Consider the following 16,654-nt stretch of genomic DNA (forward strand, 5'->3'; position numbering starts at 1 on the left):
TGAGTCTTCGGCCGACAGCCCCTCCGCCTTGAACTCCGGGCCGCCCTCGGGCTCGTGTCCGAACGACGGCGGGGCCCTTCACGAAGGGGCAGCGCCGGACCGGTGTCCGCGCGCGTGGTGGACCGGACTCAGACCAGGTCCGCCGCCTCCGCGTCCGGCAGCGGCTGCTCGGCCCAGATGGTCTTGCCGGTGCTCGTGTAGCGGGTGCCCCAGCGCTCGGTGAGACTCGCGACGAGCAGGAGGCCGCGTCCGCCTTCGTCGAAGATCCGGGCGCGGCGCAGGTGGGGGGCGGTGCTGCTGCCGTCGAAGACCTCGCAGATGAGCGCGGTGTCCCGGATGAGGCGGAGCCGGATCGGTTCCGCGCCGTAGCGGATGGCGTTGGTGACCAGTTCGCTGACGACCAGCTCGGTGGTGAACACCGCGTCGTCCAGGCCCCACGCCGTGAGCTGGGCGGCGGCACGCTTGCGGGCGTCCGAGACGACCGACGGTTCGGCGGGGAGGTCCCAGGCGGCGTAGTGGCCCGCGTCGAGACGCCGGGTACGGGCCAGCAGCAGGGCGACGTCGTCGTTCGGCTGCTCGGGAACCAGCGCGTCCACGACGGTGTCGCAGGCTTCTTCGAGGGAGTACGTGGAGCGGCCGAGCAGGTCGCGGAACTCGGCGAGGGCATGATCGGCGTCCCGGCCCGCCGTCTCGATCAGGCCGTCCGTGTACAGGGCGAGCCGGCTGCCCTCGGGCAGCTCGAACTCGGCCCCCTCGAAGGTCAGTCCGCCGACGCCGAGCGGTGGCCCGGAGGGCAGCGGCAGCTGTCTGACGGTGCCGTCCGGGCAGGCCAGCATCGGCTCGGGGTGGCCCGCCCTGGCCATCGTGCAGAGCCCTGTCGAGGGGTCGTAGACGGCGTAGAGGCAGGTGGCACCGGCTACCTGCGCGCCCTCGGAGCTGTCCGCCGGCTGTTCACGGTCGAGCGTGAGCACGAGGTCGTCGAGCTGGGTGAGGAGTTCCTCGGGTGCGAGGTCGACATCGGCGAGGGTCCGTACGGCGGTGCGGAGCCTGCCCATGGTGGCCGAGGCGTGGAGACCGTGGCCGACGACGTCGCCGACCACCAGCGCGACCCGCGCCCCGGACAGCGGGATCACGTCGAACCAGTCCCCTCCGATGCCCGACCCGGTGGTGTTCGGGAGATAGCGTGCCGTGACCTCGACCGCCTGCTGCCGGGCTGCCCGGCGCGGCAGCAGGCTGCGCTGCAGGGCGAGCGCCGTGGCCCGCTCGCGGGTGTACCGGCGGGCGTTGTCCACGCACACCGCCGCGCGCGAGACGAGTTCGGCGGCGAGCTGCAGATCCGCGGTGCCGAACCCGCCGGGCGTCCGGTGCCGGCAGAACATGGATGTGCCCAGCGTGATCCCACGGGCTCGCAGCGGAACCAGCAGAATCGAGTGGATCCTGTTCTCACGGAGGCTCCGCTCCCGTGCGGGATCGACCAGTCTCCAGCGCTGCAGCGCCTCCTCGTCGACGGTGCAGCGCGCCGGTTCGCCGAGGACCAGGGCGCGGCCCACCTCGGAGTCCCGGTCGTACGCATGGATCTCACCGAGCGGGACGACCGACTCGGGGCACCCTTCGAGCACGGACTGCTGGGCCACGCGGTGGAAGCTGATCGTGTCCCTGTGGAGCACCGAACGCGCCTCGTCGCCCGTCAGCACCTCGGAGAGCAGGTCGACGGTCACGAAGTCGGCGAAGTCCTCGACGGCGAGCTCCGCCAGCTCCTCGGCGGTGCGCCCCACGTCGAGCGTGCTGCCGATGCGCCCGCTGGCCTTGTTCAGCACGGCCAGGCGCCTGCGCGCCAGGAACTGCTCGGTCGTATCGAGTGTCACGACGGACACTCCCTGGACCTCGCCGGCGGCATCCCGTACGGGCGACATCGCCGCCTGCCAGATGTGCTCGCTGCCCGCCACCACGAGATGCGTCTCGTACGGCTCGCCCTCGCCCGTCCTCAGCACCCGGTCGATGGCTTCGGTGAGCCCTTTCCCGCCTTCGAGGAACAGTCCGGGCTCGATCTCCCCGGGCAGGAGCCCGATCAGCGACGCTTCGGGCTTGCCGACCGAGCCGGTCGCTGCCGCGTTGGCCATGGCGAGCAGCTGGTCCCGCCCGAAATAGGCCACAGGCACCGGCAGCTGCTCCAGGATCTGACAGCGCACCTGCACGGACGGCACGTAGGCGGTCGTTCCGTCACCCACGGTCTCCGGCGTGGGCTCACCACTGCCCGCCGACGGACCGGCTCGGCCCGTCTCGTCCATGCTCATGGGCTCATCACTCGTCCTCCCCGCCTAGGCAGGTCGCCCACGAACATCCATATGCGACCTTTGTTCAAGAATGCCTTTGCGGGTTCCCGCTCTCAACCGCCGACTCCCCCCGGCGCAGCCGATTGGCTCAGCGGCCCCCGACGGCGAGCGGGCCGCCCGGGTGGAACGCCAGCTTCGCGAAGCGTTCGCCGATGCGACGGTGCGTGGCGGCGTCGGGGTGCAGGGCGTCGGGGAGCGGCAGCTCCACGGAGTCGGCCTCGCCGTAGAGTTCGCGGCCGTCGAGGTGGTGCAGATGCGGGTCCTCGGCCGCCCGCTGCTCGACGATGCGGGCGAGTTCGTCCCTGATGATGCCCAGCGTGAGCTTGCCGGCGGCCGTTTCGGCCGGGTCTCCCGCGGCGCTGAACCTCAGCTTCCCCTCGCTGAGGGCGGTGTGGTCCGGTGCGCTGGGGCCGGGGGTCTCCTCGTGGATGGGGCAGAGGATGGGCGAGACGACCAGTACCGGGGTGGTGGGGTGTCCCTCGCGGATCGTGTCGAGGAAGCCGTGGACGGCCGGGGTGAAGGCGCGCAGGCGCATCACGTCCGTGTTGACCAGGTTGATGCCGATCTTGACGCTGATCCGGTCGGCGGGTGTGTCCCGCAGGGCGCGGGCGGTGAAGGGGTCGAGCAGGGCACCGCCGCCGAACCCCAGGTTGACCAGCTCCACCCCGCCGTGGGCGGCGGCTACCGCGGGCCAGGTGGCGGTGGGGCTCGCGGCATCGGAGCCCTGACTGATGGAGCTGCCGTGATGGAGCCAGACCGTCCGGCCCCGGTCCGGGACCGGCTCGACCGGGGCGTCGGTGCGCAGGGCGACCAGCTCGGTGGTCTCGTTGTGCGGCAGCCAGATCTCGAGGTCCTTCAGGTCTGCGGACAGACCGCTGAAGCGGAGGGTGCCCACCGGCCCGGGCCGGACCCCGGTCGATCCGGTGGCCATGTCGACGGTCAGGGTGTTGCCACCGGTCACGGTGGCCTGGTCCGCGAGGCGGCCGTCGACCAGCAGGTCGTAGACGCCGTCCGGCCGGGGCGGGGCGCCCGCGTACACCCGCTTGGTGGGCAGGGTGTCCAGCTCCACGACGGTCGCCCGCGTACGCACGACGAGACGCACGCCGGAGGGCTGGGCCTCCGCCATGGCCAGCTGGCCGTCGGTGTTCCGGGCGCGCGCACGGGCGGGCAGCCGGTGCGGCAGCAGACCGTGCTCGGTGCGCTCCAGGTCGAGGGCGCCGCGCAGGAGGTCCTCGGTGAGCGGGGTCGCGATCAGCTGGGTGCTCATTGTTCGTACCTGTTCCGTCGTGCGTCGGTCGGCCGGGAGGGGCCGGCCGGTTTCAGGGCGCGGGCCAGTTCCGCAGCAGGGCGTCGAGGGCGTCCAGGACCCTCGACCAGGTCTCCTGCGTGCCGGGGGCGCTGTGGCTGAAGCTTCCGCCCGATTCCAGGCTGATGTAGCCGTGGAAGACACTGCCCAGCAGCCGGACCGCATGTGTCTGGTCGGGTTCCGTGAGGTCGTAGCCACGCAGGATCGCCCGTGTCATCTGGGCGTGCCTCGCGCCGGCACTGGCGGCGGCCGCCTCCGGGTCGAGCCTGAGCTGCGCCGCGGCGTAGCGGCCGGGGTGCTCCCGGGCGTAGTCGCGGTAGGCGTTCGCGAACGCTTCCAGCGCGTCCTTGCCGGCTCGTCCGGCCAGAGCGGCGGCGACGCGGTCGGCGAGTTCCGCCAGGGCAAGCAGGGCGATCCGCGTCCTGAGGTCCTGGGAGTTCTTCAGATGCGAGTAGAGGCTCGCGTCCTTGACGCCGAACTGCCGGGCGAGTGCCGCGACGGTCACGTTGTCGAAGCCGACCTCGTCGGCCATGTCCGCTCCGGCCCGCGTCAGGCGTTCCGCGGTCAGTCCTGCTCGTGCCATGGTCACCCTTCCTCCACCGGATTCGATTATGCGTTTACCTAGAGACATTAGGCAAATCACCGAACCGACTAGGAGTGCGGATCCGCGGAGCCCGTCGACACCGCATGCTCGGGCGCCGTGGACGCGCGCCCGTCCGGGAGCGCGGCGCGGCCCGGCATTTCGGCCGTGAAGCCGCCCACCGTACGAACCGCGTCAAGAAGTGCGCCCCTCCCGTATGGAGCCCGTCAATGGCGCTCAACACCCGGCAGGCCATGCGGTTTGCTTTTCTTCGGCCGCACCGGCCGATTCCATTCCTTTCACTTCATACAGGAGCTCACGATGGCCGATCTGGCCTTCGTCGCCACCACGATCGCGGTTTTCGCACTGGTGGCTCTCATAGCAAGGGGGGTGACGAAACTGTGACCGCCGAAACCATCGCCGGCCTGGTCGTAGCCGTCTCCCTGCTGGTGTACCTCGTCCTTGCGCTCGTGTACCCGGAGAGGTTCTGAAGCTCGATATGAGCCCTGTAACAGCTGGTGTGCTTCAGTTGCTCGCGCTGATTTCCGCGCTTGCCCTCGCATACCGTCCGCTCGGTGACCACATGGCCCGGGTGTACTCCTCGGAAAAGCATTACCGGCCGGAGAAGTGGATTTACCGTGCCGTCGGAGCCGATCCGTCGGCCTCGATGCGCTGGCCCGCCTATCTGCGCGGCGTACTCGCCTTCTCCGCGGTGAGCGTCCTCTTCCTCTACGCGCTTCAGCGCCTGCAGGGGGCTCTGCCCGGTTCGCTCGGCTTCGTGTCGATCGACCCGGACCAGGCGTTCAACACCGCGGCGTCCTTCGTGGCGAACACCAACTGGCAGTCGTACTACGGCGAACAGGCCATGGGCCACGTCGTGCAGACCGGCGGTCTCGCGGTGCAGAACTTCGTCTCGGCCGCTGTCGGCATGGCCGTGGCCGTGGCCCTCGTACGCGGGTTCTCGCGCTCCCGCACCGGCGAGCTCGGAAACTTCTGGACGGACCTGGTGCGCGGCACCGTACGCGTCCTGCTGCCGATCGCCGTGATCGGCGCGGTCGTCCTGGTGGCGTGCGGTGTCATCCAGAACTTCTCCGGCATCCACGAGGTCGGACAGTTCTCGGGCGGCACGCAGCAGTGGAACGGGGGTGCGGTCGCGTCGCAGGAGGTCATCAAGGAGCTGGGTACGAACGGTGGCGGCTACTTCAACGCCAACTCCGCCCACCCCTTCGAGAATCCGACCCCCTTCTCCAACCTGTTCGAGGTCTTCCTGATCCTCCTGATCCCGTTCGCGCTGACCCGCACCTTCGGCCGCATGGTCGGCAACCTGCGGCAGGGTTACGCGATCCTCGCCACGATGGCCACCATCTGGATCGGCTTCACGGCCCTGATGATGTGGACGGAGTTCGCCCACCACGGCCCTGCTCTCGACATCGCCGGCGGTTCCATGGAGGGCAAGGAGACACGGTTCGGCATCGGCGGATCGTCGGTCTTCGCCGTGGCGACCACCCTCACGTCGACCGGTGCGGTGAACTCCTTCCACTCCTCGTACACGGGGCTGGGCGGCGGCATCACCATGCTCGGCATGCAGTTGGGGGAGATCGCGCCCGGCGGTGTCGGATCCGGTCTCTACGGCATGCTGGTCATGGCGGTCATCGCCGTGTTCATCGCCGGCCTCATGGTCGGCCGTACACCCGAGTACCTCGGAAAGAAGATCGGCACCCGGCAGATCAAGCTCGCGGCGTGCTACATCCTGATCACCCCCGCCCTGGTGCTCTGCTTCACCGCGGTGGCGATGGCCCTGCCGACTCCGGCCGACTCGATGACCAACAGTGGTGCGCACGGGTTCTCCGAGATCCTCTACGCCTACACCTCCGGCGCCAACAACAACGGCTCCGCCTTCGCCGGGCTCAACGCCGACACCCAGTGGTTCAACACCACCATCGGCATCGCGATGCTGCTCGGGCGTTTCCTGCCCATCGTGTTCGTCCTGGCACTGGCCGGCTCACTGGCCGAGCAGCACCCCGTCCCCGCCACAGCGGGCACCCTGCGGACCGACAAGCCCCTCTACGCGGGCCTGCTGGTCGGCACGATCCTCATCCTCACCGGTCTGACCTACTTCCCGGCCCTGGCGCTGGGGCCGCTCGCCGAAGGACTCGCCTCATGAGTACCGTCACCCCCACCCGTGCCCCGCACACGGACCTGTCCGGCGACGGCGCCGCGTCCGGCCGTGTCGGCGGGGGGCTCTTCGACCCGAAGCAGCTGCTCAGGTCCTTCCCGGACGCGGTGAGGAAGCTCGACCCGCGCGTCATGATCAAGTCCCCGGTCATGTTCGTGGTGTTGGTCGGCTCGGTGGTCACCACGCTGCTGGCGCTCCAGGATCCGGGGGACTGGTTCGGCTGGGCCATCACGGCCTGGCTGTGGCTGACCACCGTCTTCGCCAACCTCGCCGAGGCCGTCGCGGAGGGGCGCGGCAAGGCCCAGGCCGACACCCTGCGCAAGGCGAAGACCGATACCGTCGCCCGCCGGCTGCACGGCCGTGACGAGGTGGAGGTGCCCGGCACCGAACTGCGCGTCGGCGACCTGGTCGTCTGCGAGGCGGGTGACATCATCCCCGGCGACGGTGATGTCGTCGAGGGCGTGGCGTCCGTCGACGAGTCGGCCGTCACCGGCGAATCCGCCCCCGTGATCCGGGAGTCGGGCGGCGACCGCAGTGCCGTCACCGGTGGCACGAAGGTGCTCTCCGACCGGATCGTCGTGCGGATCACCACCGAACCGGGGAAGACCTTCATCGACCGGATGATCGCTCTGGTCGAGGGCGCCGCCCGGCAGAAGACCCCCAACGAGATCGCGCTGAACATCCTGCTCGCCTCGCTGACCATCGTCTTCCTGCTCGCCGTCGTGACCCTCCAGCCGTTCGCGATCTACGCCGGCGCCAGGCAGTCCATGATCGTGCTGACCGCGCTGCTGGTCTGCCTGATCCCGACGACCATCGGTGCTCTCCTCTCCGCGATCGGCATCGCGGGCATGGACCGTCTCGTCCAGCGCAATGTGCTGGCCATGTCGGGGCGCGCGGTGGAGGCGGCGGGTGACGTCTCGACGCTGCTGCTCGACAAGACCGGCACGATCACGCTGGGGAACCGGCAGGCGGCGGAGTTCGTGCCGGTGAGGGGTGCGACCGAGGCGGAGCTGGCCGATGCGGCGCAGCTCTCCTCGCTGGCCGACGAGACTCCCGAAGGCCGCTCGATCGTGGTCCTCGCGAAGGAGAAGTACGGTCTTCGCGAACGCCACCAGGGCGAGCTCGCCCACGCCGCATGGGTCGCCTTCACGGCTCAGACCCGTATGTCCGGGGTGGACGTGGACGGTCTCAAGGCCCGCAAGGGGGCGGCTGGTTCGGTCGTCGCATGGGTGCGGGAGCGGGGCGGCCACGTCGCCGACGACGCCGGTGCGCTCGCCGGCCGGATCTCGGAGGCGGGCGGCACCCCGCTGCTCGTCGCCGTCGAGGATGCGAAGGGCGCCCGGATCCTGGGCGCCGTCCATCTGAAGGACGTCGTCAAGGACGGCATGCGGGAGCGGTTCGACGAACTGCGGCGGATGGGCATCAGGACCGTCATGATCACGGGTGACAACCCGCTGACCGCCAAGGCGATCGCCGACGAGGCGGGAGTCGACGACTTCCTCGCCGAGGCCACCCCCGAGGACAAGATGGCCCTCATCAAGCGGGAGCAGGCGGGCGGCAAGCTCGTCGCGATGACGGGGGACGGCACCAACGACGCCCCGGCGCTCGCCCAGGCTGATGTCGGCGTGGCGATGAACACCGGTACCTCGGCCGCCAAGGAGGCCGGGAACATGGTGGACCTGGACTCCGACCCCACCAAGCTCATCGAGATCGTCGCGATCGGGAAGCAGCTCCTCATCACGCGGGGGGCTCTGACCACCTTCTCCATCGCCAACGACGTCGCGAAGTACTTCGCGATCATCCCGGCCATGTTCGCCGTGGTCCACCCGGGCCTGGACAAGCTGAACATCATGGGTCTCGCGTCACCCGAGTCCGCGATCCTGTCCGCCGTCATCTTCAACGCGCTGATCATCATCGCCCTCGTACCGCTGGCCCTCAAGGGCGTGAGGTACCGGCCGGCCGGCGCCGACAGGATGCTGCGGCGCAACCTCGGGATCTACGGACTCGGCGGCCTGGTCGCCCCGTTCATCGGCATCAAGATCATCGACCTGCTCCTCTCCCTCGTTCCCGGGCTCTCCTGAACCAGAAACGGCTGATCAGCCATGAACACCTCTCTCAAGAACACCGCCCGCCTCCTCGGGGCGGGGCTGCGCGCCCTGCTCGTCCTCAGCGTCATCTGCGGCGTCCTCTACCCGCTCGCCGTCACGGGCGTCGCCCAGGCGCTCTTCAGCGAAAAGGCCAACGGTTCCGAGATCAGTGACGGGGACGGCCGGACCGTCGGGTCGTCCCTCATCGGGCAGGCCTACAACCTGCCGAAGCGGAATCCCGACGACCCGGACGAGGTGGCGAAGCCGGACCTGAAGTGGTTCCAGGCCCGCCCGTCGAACGGTCTGGGCAGCAACAGCGTGAACCTCCAGTACTCACTGATCCTCTCAGGTGCCACCAACCGCTCGGCGGACAACGCCGACCTGGTCACGTGGGTCACCGAGGCGAAGGCTGCGGTCGTGGCGGACAACTCCACCCCGTCGTACAAGGTGCGGCCCCAGGACGTGCCGGCCGACGCGGTCACCTCCTCCGGCTCGGGGCTCGACCCCAACATCTCCCCGGCGTACGCGGAACTCCAGGTCCACCGGGTCGCCGAGAGGAACAACCTCCCCGTCGAGCAGGTCGCGAAGCTGGTGGCCGATCACACCGAGGGCCGCACCCTCGGGTTCATGGGCGAGCCCCGGGTCAACGTCCTGGAGCTCAACACAGCGCTCAAGGACGTGACCGAGGGCTGACACAGCCCGGCGGTCAGTGGCGGCGGTTCCAGCCCGGAACCGCCGCCACTCGCGTTCTCCCCCCACGACCGGCTTCGCCGTTCCGCCTCGGTCGCCCTTCGAATTCGCCTCCGTTTCGAAACTTTCGGAATCTTGGGACGCGAATTCCGGGCCACTTCTCCCGGAGTACGGCAATCGACTCCACGCCGCACGAGTGAGACCAGGGTTGAACTGGTACAACAACCCTCACGGCATTCAATCCCCGATCGACGGTTTCGTAATCCTTGTCGAAACTATTGACACCCGTCAGGGCCAGTTCAACACTGTTCGCCGTCGACAGACCTCAATCACTGTCGATCCGGGTCCCCCCGACCCGGCACCCCAGGCCGGTCGCCGAGCACGACGGCCGGCCCAGTCCGGCCGGGACGCGCGACACCCACGCGATCGCGTGATCGCCCGTGCACCGACACCCCCCACAGAGGGCGTCTCGCGCTGCCCGGATCCCCCACCCGGCCTCAGAGGACGAGGAGGAAAGCACGCACATGGAAGACGCACCCGCACAGTCGACGAGCCGCGGACGCGGCCGTCTCAGACGGTCCATCCGCAATGTCCTCGCCATGGCGACGGCAGTCGTGGCCGTGCTGGCCCTGCCCGGCAGCGCGAGCGCGGACACGGTCGTCAACTCGAACCGGACCGGCACCGACAACGGCTACTACTACTCCTTCTGGACCGACAGCCCCGGCACCGTCTCGATGAACCTGTCATCCGGCGGTGGCTACAGCACGTCGTGGAGCAACACCGGCAACTTCGTCGCAGGCAAGGGATGGAGCACCGGCGGACGCAGGAGCGTGACGTACTCGGGCTCCTTCAACCCGTCCGGCAACGCCTATCTCACCCTCTACGGTTGGTCGACGAACCCGCTCGTGGAGTACTACATCGTCGACAACTGGGGCACCTACCGCCCGACAGGCACCTTCAAGGGCACCGTCACCAGCGACGGCGGGACGTACGACATCTACGAGACGACCCGTGTCAACGCCCCGTCGATCGAGGGCACCCGGACGTTCAAGCAGTTCTGGAGCGTCCGGCAGTCGAAGCGGACCGGCGGAACCATCACCACCGGCAACCACTTCGACGCATGGGCCCGGCAGGGGATGAATCTGGGCACGTTCAACTACATGATCATGGCGACCGAGGGCTACCAGAGCAGCGGAAGCTCCAACATCACCGTGGGCGGAACCTCCGGCGGCGGTGGCGGAGGCGGTGGCGGTAGCTGTACCGCCACCGTGACCGCGGGCGAGAAGTGGAGCGACCGCTACAACCTCAACGTCTCGGTCTCCGGCTCCGACAACTGGACCGTCACGATGAACGTCCCCTCCCCCGCCAAGGTCCTCTCCACCTGGAACACCAGCGCCAGCTACCCCAGCGCCCAGGTACTGAGTGCCAGATCCAACGGCAGTGGCAACAACTGGGGCGCCACCATCCAGGCCAACGGCAACTGGACCTGGCCCACCGTCAGCTGCGCCGCCGGCTGACACCCGGGCAGCCGGTACGTCCCGGTCGTGGGGCGGTGGGTACCTGCCCGCCGCCCCACGGCCAACCGTCTCCCCCATGTCCCTGTCCATCAGGACGAGAAAGGACTCCCCCGCATGCGCATCACGCCACGCCTGTCCCTGCGGCCGGTGGTCACGGCACTGGCCGTCGCCGCGGTGGCCGCGACCGCCACGCTCGCCGTGGACACCACGCCCTCCCAGGCCGCGGCCGGCGCCGCCTGCAACGGGTACGTCGGGCTCACCTTCGACGACGGCCCGTCGGGCAGCACCCCGGCCCTGCTCAACGCCCTCAAGCAGAACGGGCTGCGGGCCACGATGTTCAACCAGGGCCAGTACGCCGCGGCCGACCCGGCCAAGGTGCGGGCGCAGGTGGACGCCGGCATGTGGGTCGGCAACCACAGCTACACGCACCCGCACCTGACCCAGCAGAGTCAGGCGCAGGTCGACTCGGAGCTCTCCCGGACCCAGCAGGCCATCGCCGCCGGGGGCGGGGGTACGCCGAAGCTGTTCCGTCCTCCGTACGGTGAGACCAACTCGACGGTGCAGGCGGCCGCGGCCAGGTACGGTCTGACCCAGATCATCTGGGACGTCGACTCGCAGGACTGGAACAACGCGAGCACCGACGCGATCGTGCAGGCGAACGCCCGGCTCACCGACGGCCAGATCATCCTCATGCACGACTGGCCGGCCAACACGCTCGCGGCCATCCCGCGCATCGCGCAGGGCCTGGCGAGCCGGGGGCTGTGCGCCGGCATGATCTCGCCGCAGACCGGCCGCGCCGTCGCTCCTGACGGCGGCAGCGGAGGGAGCGGTGGCAGCGGCGCTTGCACCGCCACCGTCACCGCGGGCCAGAAGTGGAGCGACCGCTACAACCTCAACGTCTCGGTCTCCGGCTCCGACAACTGGACCGTCACGATGAACGTCCCCTCCCCCGCCAAGGTCCTCTCCACCTGGAACACCAGCGCCAGCTACCCCAGCGCCCAGGTGCTCAGCGCCAGATCCAACGGCAGCGGCAACAACTGGGGCGCCACCATCCAGGCCAACGGCAACTGGACCTGGCCCACCGTCACCTGCACCGCCGGCTGACACCCGTTCCGGGCCGGGTGGGGGCGGTGGCCCTGCCCACCGCCCCCACGCCCCGGCCGCGCCCGCGAACGGCGCCGGCAGGGACTCACCCGGTACGTAGACGACATCACCGACGAAGTGCCCTTATTCCACAGCGGAGTTGCGCTCCATCCGACGTTTCAGGCACATCCGTTGCCTATTCTGGTCGAAAGCTGATCATCCGCTGCCACGCACACCCAGGAGTTCGCCATGTCCCGACCGGAGAACGATGCCCCCGCCCTGCGCATCGACACCAGCAGACCCCATCCCGCCCGGATGTACGACTGGTTCCTCGGTGGCAAGGACAACTACCCGGTGGACGAGGCCATGGGCCGGCAGATGCTGGCCGTCGAACCCTCGGTCCCGGTCATGGCGAAGGTGAACCGGGCCTTCATGCACCGCGCCACCCGGTGGCTCACCGAGCAGGGGATCCGGCAGTTCCTCGACATCGGCACGGGGATACCCACCGAGCCGAATCTGCACCAGGTGGCCCAGCAGGCGGCGCCGGCCGCCCGGGTCGTCTACTGCGACAACGATCCCATCGTCCTGGCGCACGCCGAGGCCCTGCTGAAGGGCACTCCGGAGGGCGCCATCGACTATGTGCAGGCGGACGCCCGCGAGGTGGACGCCATCCTCGAACACGCCGGCAAGACCCTGGACTTCAGCCGGCCGGTCGCGCTCTCGTTGATCTCGCTGCTGCACTTCGTGAGCGACGAGGACGGGGCCTACGAGCTCGTGGAGCGGCTGACCGAGGTGCTCGCGCCGGGCAGCCATGTGGTGATCTCGCACCTCACCGCCGACTTCCACCCGGCGGAGGCGGGCAAGGTCAACGAGATGTACAAGGCCAACACGCTCACCCTGGCACCCCGCACGCGTGTTCAGTTCGCCCGCTTCTTCGACGGACTCGACATCGTCGAACCGGGCATCGTGGCAGCGGAGGCCTGGCACCCCGGACTCGGTGAACCCGTCCCCGGCCAGGACGAGATCATCAGCGCCGGCTATGTGGCGGTCGGCCGCAAGCGGTAAACCGTCCGACGGAGCCGGGCCGTCGCTCCGCGGGGGAGGCGACGGTCCGGGATGGCGGGCAAGGCATTGTTGACCTCGTCGGCGGTCCCGGGGTCCACCACTGTCCGGGCGCACCACTCGCCAGGCTGGAGCTCCACGAGGCGCTGGAAGCGCTGCTCGTGCGCTTCCCCGCCCTGCATGTGGCGGGCGGGAGCGGATCGCTCCTGACGAACGCGCGCTGGACTCCGCGGACTCCTGCCCCGCGGCGGCGGTCCTGGTCCGCGACGGCAACCGGCTGATCGGGCCGCGCCCCTGAGGGAGGGAACACCGGGCCGCCGCGTCAGCCGTCGGCCCGGACCCCTGCCTCGAACCCGTCGTCCCGCGCCCGGACGCAGGACAGGACCACAACGAGAGGCCAGAACGACTGGGCGAACGTGAGGACGCGCTCGGCCGCACCCGCGGTGTCGAGCAGGAAGAGAGCGAGCAGGAACCAGGCGCCGCCGAGCCATATCAGTGCGGCCGCCATGAAGGACGGCCCGGCCCGCAGCCCCCAAGGCGCAGCCACACGAGGCGCGCCGGCGGCACCTGGCCCGGACGGGGCCCGCCGGCCGGCTGCGGAGCGTCGTACTGCCAGGACCGGCCAGAGCGCGAGCAGCGAGAACCCCACCGCCACGACGACGCCGTGGGAGAACGAGCCCCCACTGCTCGGCGCCGGGAACAGGGCCAGCAGCATCGCCGAGATCCCACCGCCGGCCAGGGCCACCCGTCCGGACGGCGCGGCGGGTCGCAGTCCGCAAGCGGTCACCACGTGGCAGGCTCCGAGGGCGAGCAGAGCGGACGTCATCACCCAGTAACCGGCGGCGCCGTCGGCGGCCAGGATGCTGATCGTCGCCGACGCGGGATCGTAGCCGGGCCCCTGGAGCTCCGCGGAGACCGCCCAGCCACCGACGAGGAGGATCGGGGCGCACCCCGAGGAGAACAGGACCCACCAGGAGACAGACCGCATCGGTGAACGGTAGAGCGCCCGGACCGGCGACGGGCGGTGCACACGCGGGAGAGCGCGTACTCCGCTCGCAAGCGGGTACACGCGTGACGGCGGGTCACACGACGGCGTGTGCAACCGCACCGCTCGGCAGGGCCGGACGAAGGCCCCCGTGTCCCGGCGCTCCGCACCGGACGTGGATCTGAACAGAACAGAGGAGAACTGCTGTGCTGACACCCAGTCCTCAGGACCTGAGAGTCGCTCTGGCCCGCTACGCCGACGCACGGATCGAGGACGCGCGCCGCTCCACGGACGCGACCGCCCGTGCCGCGGAGGACGCCGCCTACACCCTGTGCGTGATGACCGGCACCCAGACGGTTCCGCAGGCCCTCCATGCCGCCGACACCATGCTCGGCATGCGGACAGCGGTCTCCCCCGCCCTCCGCCACACCGTCGGTACACAGCGGGACGACAATCTCCAGGCCGTCTGACCCGCGGCCGCACTCCGGCTCGCCCTCATCGCTCATCGCCCGCGTTCCGTGGCCCTCGGTCCGGGGAGGTCTTCCCGACCGGGGGCCGGACAGGGGTTCGGCGCCGTCGTCGTACGTCGACGGCGCCGGACCCGGACCCGCTCACCCGTGGGCAGCTGTCAGCGATTCGTAGTACGCACCGAGCCGACGCAGATAGAAGAGGTCCCCGGTGTCCTGATCACGCTCGAAGCGCGGGGCCTCCTTGATCTGCTCCTTGGTGCACCCGACCTTGATCACACGCTCGGCGTCGTCGACGCCGGTCACCATGCCGGCGGGCACGACGACGCTTCTCCCGAACTTCCAGACCCCCGCGTCGATCACCAGGTGGTCGAACCCCGGTACCGGCGAGAGCCTGATGACGGTGCCCACGCTGCCGTCCGGTGCTTCCACGTCGTACCCGATGACGCCGTCATCCAGTGCGCCGTCCGCCTGTGCCCGCCCGGCCCAGACCCTTTCCATGGTCATCCCCTTGCCTCGCAGCCGGCCGTTCCGGCTGCCGGACCTTCCATATGCCCCTGTGAGCGCGGGCGATGCGGGCCTGACCGGCCCAATACCCGGTCGGCGTCACAAAGCCATCTCGTACACCCCGGACAGGGCCTCGACCCGGTCCCAGACCCGTGCCGACCGAGCGTCGTCCACGACGGGACGCCGCACGGCGCCGATGGCCCAGCGCTGCTGTCCCTCGGTCGCGGAGTCCTTGCCGTGCAGCTCGACGGCGTTCGCGGAGAAGTCGCGGACGAGTACGGAGAACAGCTCGTCGAGCACGTCCTCGTCCAGTCCGGTCAGCCTCGCCTGCTCCAGGATCAGCTGCCCGTGCACCACCAGTGCGAAGAGCTGGCCGACGGACAGCAGGAAGTCGAGGTCGCGGCTCTGCTCCTCGTCCGGCGCGGAGTCGGACATGAAGTCGCACAGCGCGTCCGCCTGCTCCCGGAAGCGGGCGACGTTGGGGAGCTCGGCGTAGGCGTCGTAGGCCGGACGCCAGTCGTGGAAGCGTACGGAGCCGAGGCCGCGGGCCGGTCCCTGCCGGAAGAGGAACGCGTCGTCCGCGGCGTCCAGACGCGTCGTCACGGGTGCGTACCCGGCGGGGTCCAGCAGGTGGTTGCGCATGAACTTCAGGATGAGGGCGAGATTGACGTGAACCGTGCCCTCCAGCTTGGGCAGACTGCGGATCTCCACGGCGGCCTGGGCGAAGTACGTGTCCTTCTCGAAGCCCTTGGCGGCGATGACGTCCCACATCAGGTCGATGACCTTCTCGCCCTCCGTGGTCACCTTCATCTTCGTCATCGGGTTGAACAGCAGGTAGCGGCGGTCGTCGGGGCCGGCCGAGCGGAAGTAGTCGACGGCACGGTCGCTGAACAGCTTCATGCCGACGAGCCGGACGTAGGCGTCGGCCAGCTCACGGCGGACGTGCGGGAAGGCGGTGACGGGGCGGCCGTAGAGGATGCGGTTCTGCGCATGGGTGACGGCCTCGTACATCGCGTGCTCGCAGATGCCGATCGAGGCGGTGCAGAGGTTGAACTTGCCCACGTTGACGGTGTTGAGGGCGGCGTCGAAGGCGGCGCGGCCGGTGTGCAGGACGTCGTCGGGGCCGACGGGGTAGCCGTCGAGGCGGAACTCGCTGACGTACTTCGAGGAGTCGACGACGTTCTTCACCAGGTGGTAGGCGGGGTGGCGGCTGTCGGCCGCGAAGAAGACGTAGCCCTCCGGACCCTCGACGTCGGTGCGCCTGCCGAAGACGGAGACGAGTCCGGCGGCGTTGCCGTTGCCTATGTAGTACTTGGAACCGGTGGCCAGGAAGCCTCCGTCGCCGTCCGGCTCCAGGAGCATGTCCGTGGAGTAGATGTCGGCGCCGTGCGCCTTCTCCGAGAGGCCGAAGGCGAACACCTCCCCCTGGGAGAGGAGTTGTGCCGCGCGGCTGCGAGCGGTGGCGTTGTCGCTCTGCCAGACCGGGCCGAGACCGAGGATGGTCACCTGCCAGGCGTACCAGTAGTCGAGTCCGTAGAACCCGAAGATCTCGTTGAGAGCGGCGATCCGGGCCGTGTCCCAGCGCTGGTCGTCCCGCTCCGCGGCGGAGGCGGGGGTGAGGAAGGTGGCGAAGAGGCCTTCCTTCGCGGCGAATTCGAGGAAGTCGCCCAGCCAGGCGCGCGTCCGGTAGTCCTCGATCAGCCGGCGCTTGCCGCGGGCCTCGAACCAGTCGACGGTGGCACGGAGCAGCCTGCGGGTCTCCGGGTCGAAGTACGCCGGGTCGTAGGTACGCGGGTTGAACAGCAGCGGGTCGGCCATGGTGGCACGCCTTCCGGGAGGTGGTGGGACGGGGGGATGCTGG

General features: G+C 69.7%; 14 protein-coding genes and 1 pseudogene. 9 read left to right on the plus strand and 6 right to left on the minus strand.

Annotated features, from left to right (window positions below):
• Positions 1-128: 128 nt before the first annotated feature.
• The 3 genes from ACIP63_RS16460 to ACIP63_RS16470 all read right to left on the minus strand — a co-directional run bounded on the left by ACIP63_RS16460 (position 129) and on the right by ACIP63_RS16470 (position 4,222).
• A complete protein-coding gene (locus tag ACIP63_RS16460; RefSeq protein WP_401516123.1) occupies positions 129-2,294 on the minus strand; it encodes a SpoIIE family protein phosphatase in 2,166 nt (721 codons plus the stop codon).
• A gap of 127 nt (positions 2,295-2,421) precedes the next feature.
• Positions 2,422-3,600, minus strand: a complete 1,179-nt coding sequence (locus ACIP63_RS16465; protein ID WP_401516126.1) for a GDSL-type esterase/lipase family protein — start codon at positions 3,598-3,600, stop codon at positions 2,422-2,424.
• 52 nt (positions 3,601-3,652) lie between these two features.
• Positions 3,653-4,222: a TetR/AcrR family transcriptional regulator gene (locus ACIP63_RS16470; RefSeq protein ID WP_401516128.1), complete on the minus strand. Its 570-nt coding sequence runs from the start codon at positions 4,220-4,222 to the stop codon at positions 3,653-3,655.
• Between the two features lie 398 nt (positions 4,223-4,620).
• On the opposite strand from ACIP63_RS16470, the gene kdpF reads away from it, so the two are divergent.
• From kdpF to ACIP63_RS16510, 8 genes and pseudogenes are all read left to right on the plus strand, one after another.
• The gene (gene kdpF / locus ACIP63_RS16475) at positions 4,621-4,710 is read left to right on the plus strand and encodes a K(+)-transporting ATPase subunit F (RefSeq protein WP_351274347.1); all 90 of its coding nucleotides are present in this window, start codon (positions 4,621-4,623) and stop codon (positions 4,708-4,710) included.
• Between the two features lie 8 nt (positions 4,711-4,718).
• Entirely contained in the window at positions 4,719-6,383 is a 1,665-nt protein-coding gene (kdpA, locus tag ACIP63_RS16480; protein ID WP_401516131.1) for a potassium-transporting ATPase subunit KdpA, read from the plus strand.
• Complete coding sequence (kdpB, locus tag ACIP63_RS16485; protein WP_401516134.1) at positions 6,380-8,476, plus strand: potassium-transporting ATPase subunit KdpB; 2,097 nt, start codon at positions 6,380-6,382, stop codon at positions 8,474-8,476. Before kdpA ends, kdpB begins: the two co-directional genes overlap by 4 nt.
• Before the next feature lie 21 nt (positions 8,477-8,497).
• The gene (locus ACIP63_RS16490) at positions 8,498-9,175 is read left to right on the plus strand and encodes a potassium-transporting ATPase subunit C (protein ID WP_401516136.1); all 678 of its coding nucleotides are present in this window, start codon (positions 8,498-8,500) and stop codon (positions 9,173-9,175) included.
• A 521-nt stretch (positions 9,176-9,696) separates the two neighbouring features.
• Complete coding sequence (locus ACIP63_RS16495; protein ID WP_401516139.1) at positions 9,697-10,689, plus strand: glycoside hydrolase family 11 protein; 993 nt, start codon at positions 9,697-9,699, stop codon at positions 10,687-10,689.
• 114 nt (positions 10,690-10,803) lie between these two features.
• Entirely contained in the window at positions 10,804-11,793 is a 990-nt protein-coding gene (locus ACIP63_RS16500) for a polysaccharide deacetylase family protein (protein ID WP_401516141.1), read from the plus strand.
• A gap of 228 nt (positions 11,794-12,021) precedes the next feature.
• Positions 12,022-12,837, plus strand: coding sequence for an SAM-dependent methyltransferase (locus ACIP63_RS16505; protein WP_401516144.1), 816 nt, complete (start codon positions 12,022-12,024; stop codon positions 12,835-12,837).
• Between the two features lie 83 nt (positions 12,838-12,920).
• Positions 12,921-13,115: pseudogene (locus tag ACIP63_RS16510) on the plus strand (cytochrome P450); the annotation flags it as partial.
• A gap of 41 nt (positions 13,116-13,156) precedes the next feature.
• Here the strand turns inward: ACIP63_RS16510 and ACIP63_RS16515 are convergent.
• On the minus strand, positions 13,157-13,822 hold the full coding sequence (locus ACIP63_RS16515; RefSeq protein ID WP_401516147.1) for a DUF998 domain-containing protein: 666 nt from the start codon (positions 13,820-13,822) through the stop codon (positions 13,157-13,159).
• 203 nt (positions 13,823-14,025) lie between these two features.
• Between ACIP63_RS16515 and ACIP63_RS16520 the strand changes: the two genes are divergently transcribed.
• Positions 14,026-14,289, plus strand: a complete 264-nt coding sequence (locus ACIP63_RS16520) for a DUF5133 domain-containing protein (protein WP_401516150.1) — start codon at positions 14,026-14,028, stop codon at positions 14,287-14,289.
• 141 nt (positions 14,290-14,430) lie between these two features.
• Here ACIP63_RS16520 and ACIP63_RS16525 read toward each other — a convergent pair whose 3' ends face one another.
• Both ACIP63_RS16525 and ACIP63_RS16530 read right to left on the minus strand, forming a co-directional pair.
• Positions 14,431-14,787 carry a hypothetical protein gene (locus ACIP63_RS16525; protein WP_401516153.1) on the minus strand — a complete coding sequence of 119 codons (357 nt, stop codon included), beginning with the start codon at positions 14,785-14,787 and terminating at the stop codon, positions 14,431-14,433.
• A gap of 105 nt (positions 14,788-14,892) precedes the next feature.
• Positions 14,893-16,611, minus strand: coding sequence for an acyl-CoA dehydrogenase family protein (locus ACIP63_RS16530; RefSeq protein ID WP_401516156.1), 1,719 nt, complete (start codon positions 16,609-16,611; stop codon positions 14,893-14,895).
• Between the last annotated feature and the right edge of the window lie 43 nt (positions 16,612-16,654).

It is taken from the genome of Streptomyces sp. NPDC088746, from assembly GCF_044751065.1.
GTDB lineage: Bacteria > Actinomycetota > Actinomycetes > Streptomycetales > Streptomycetaceae > Streptomyces.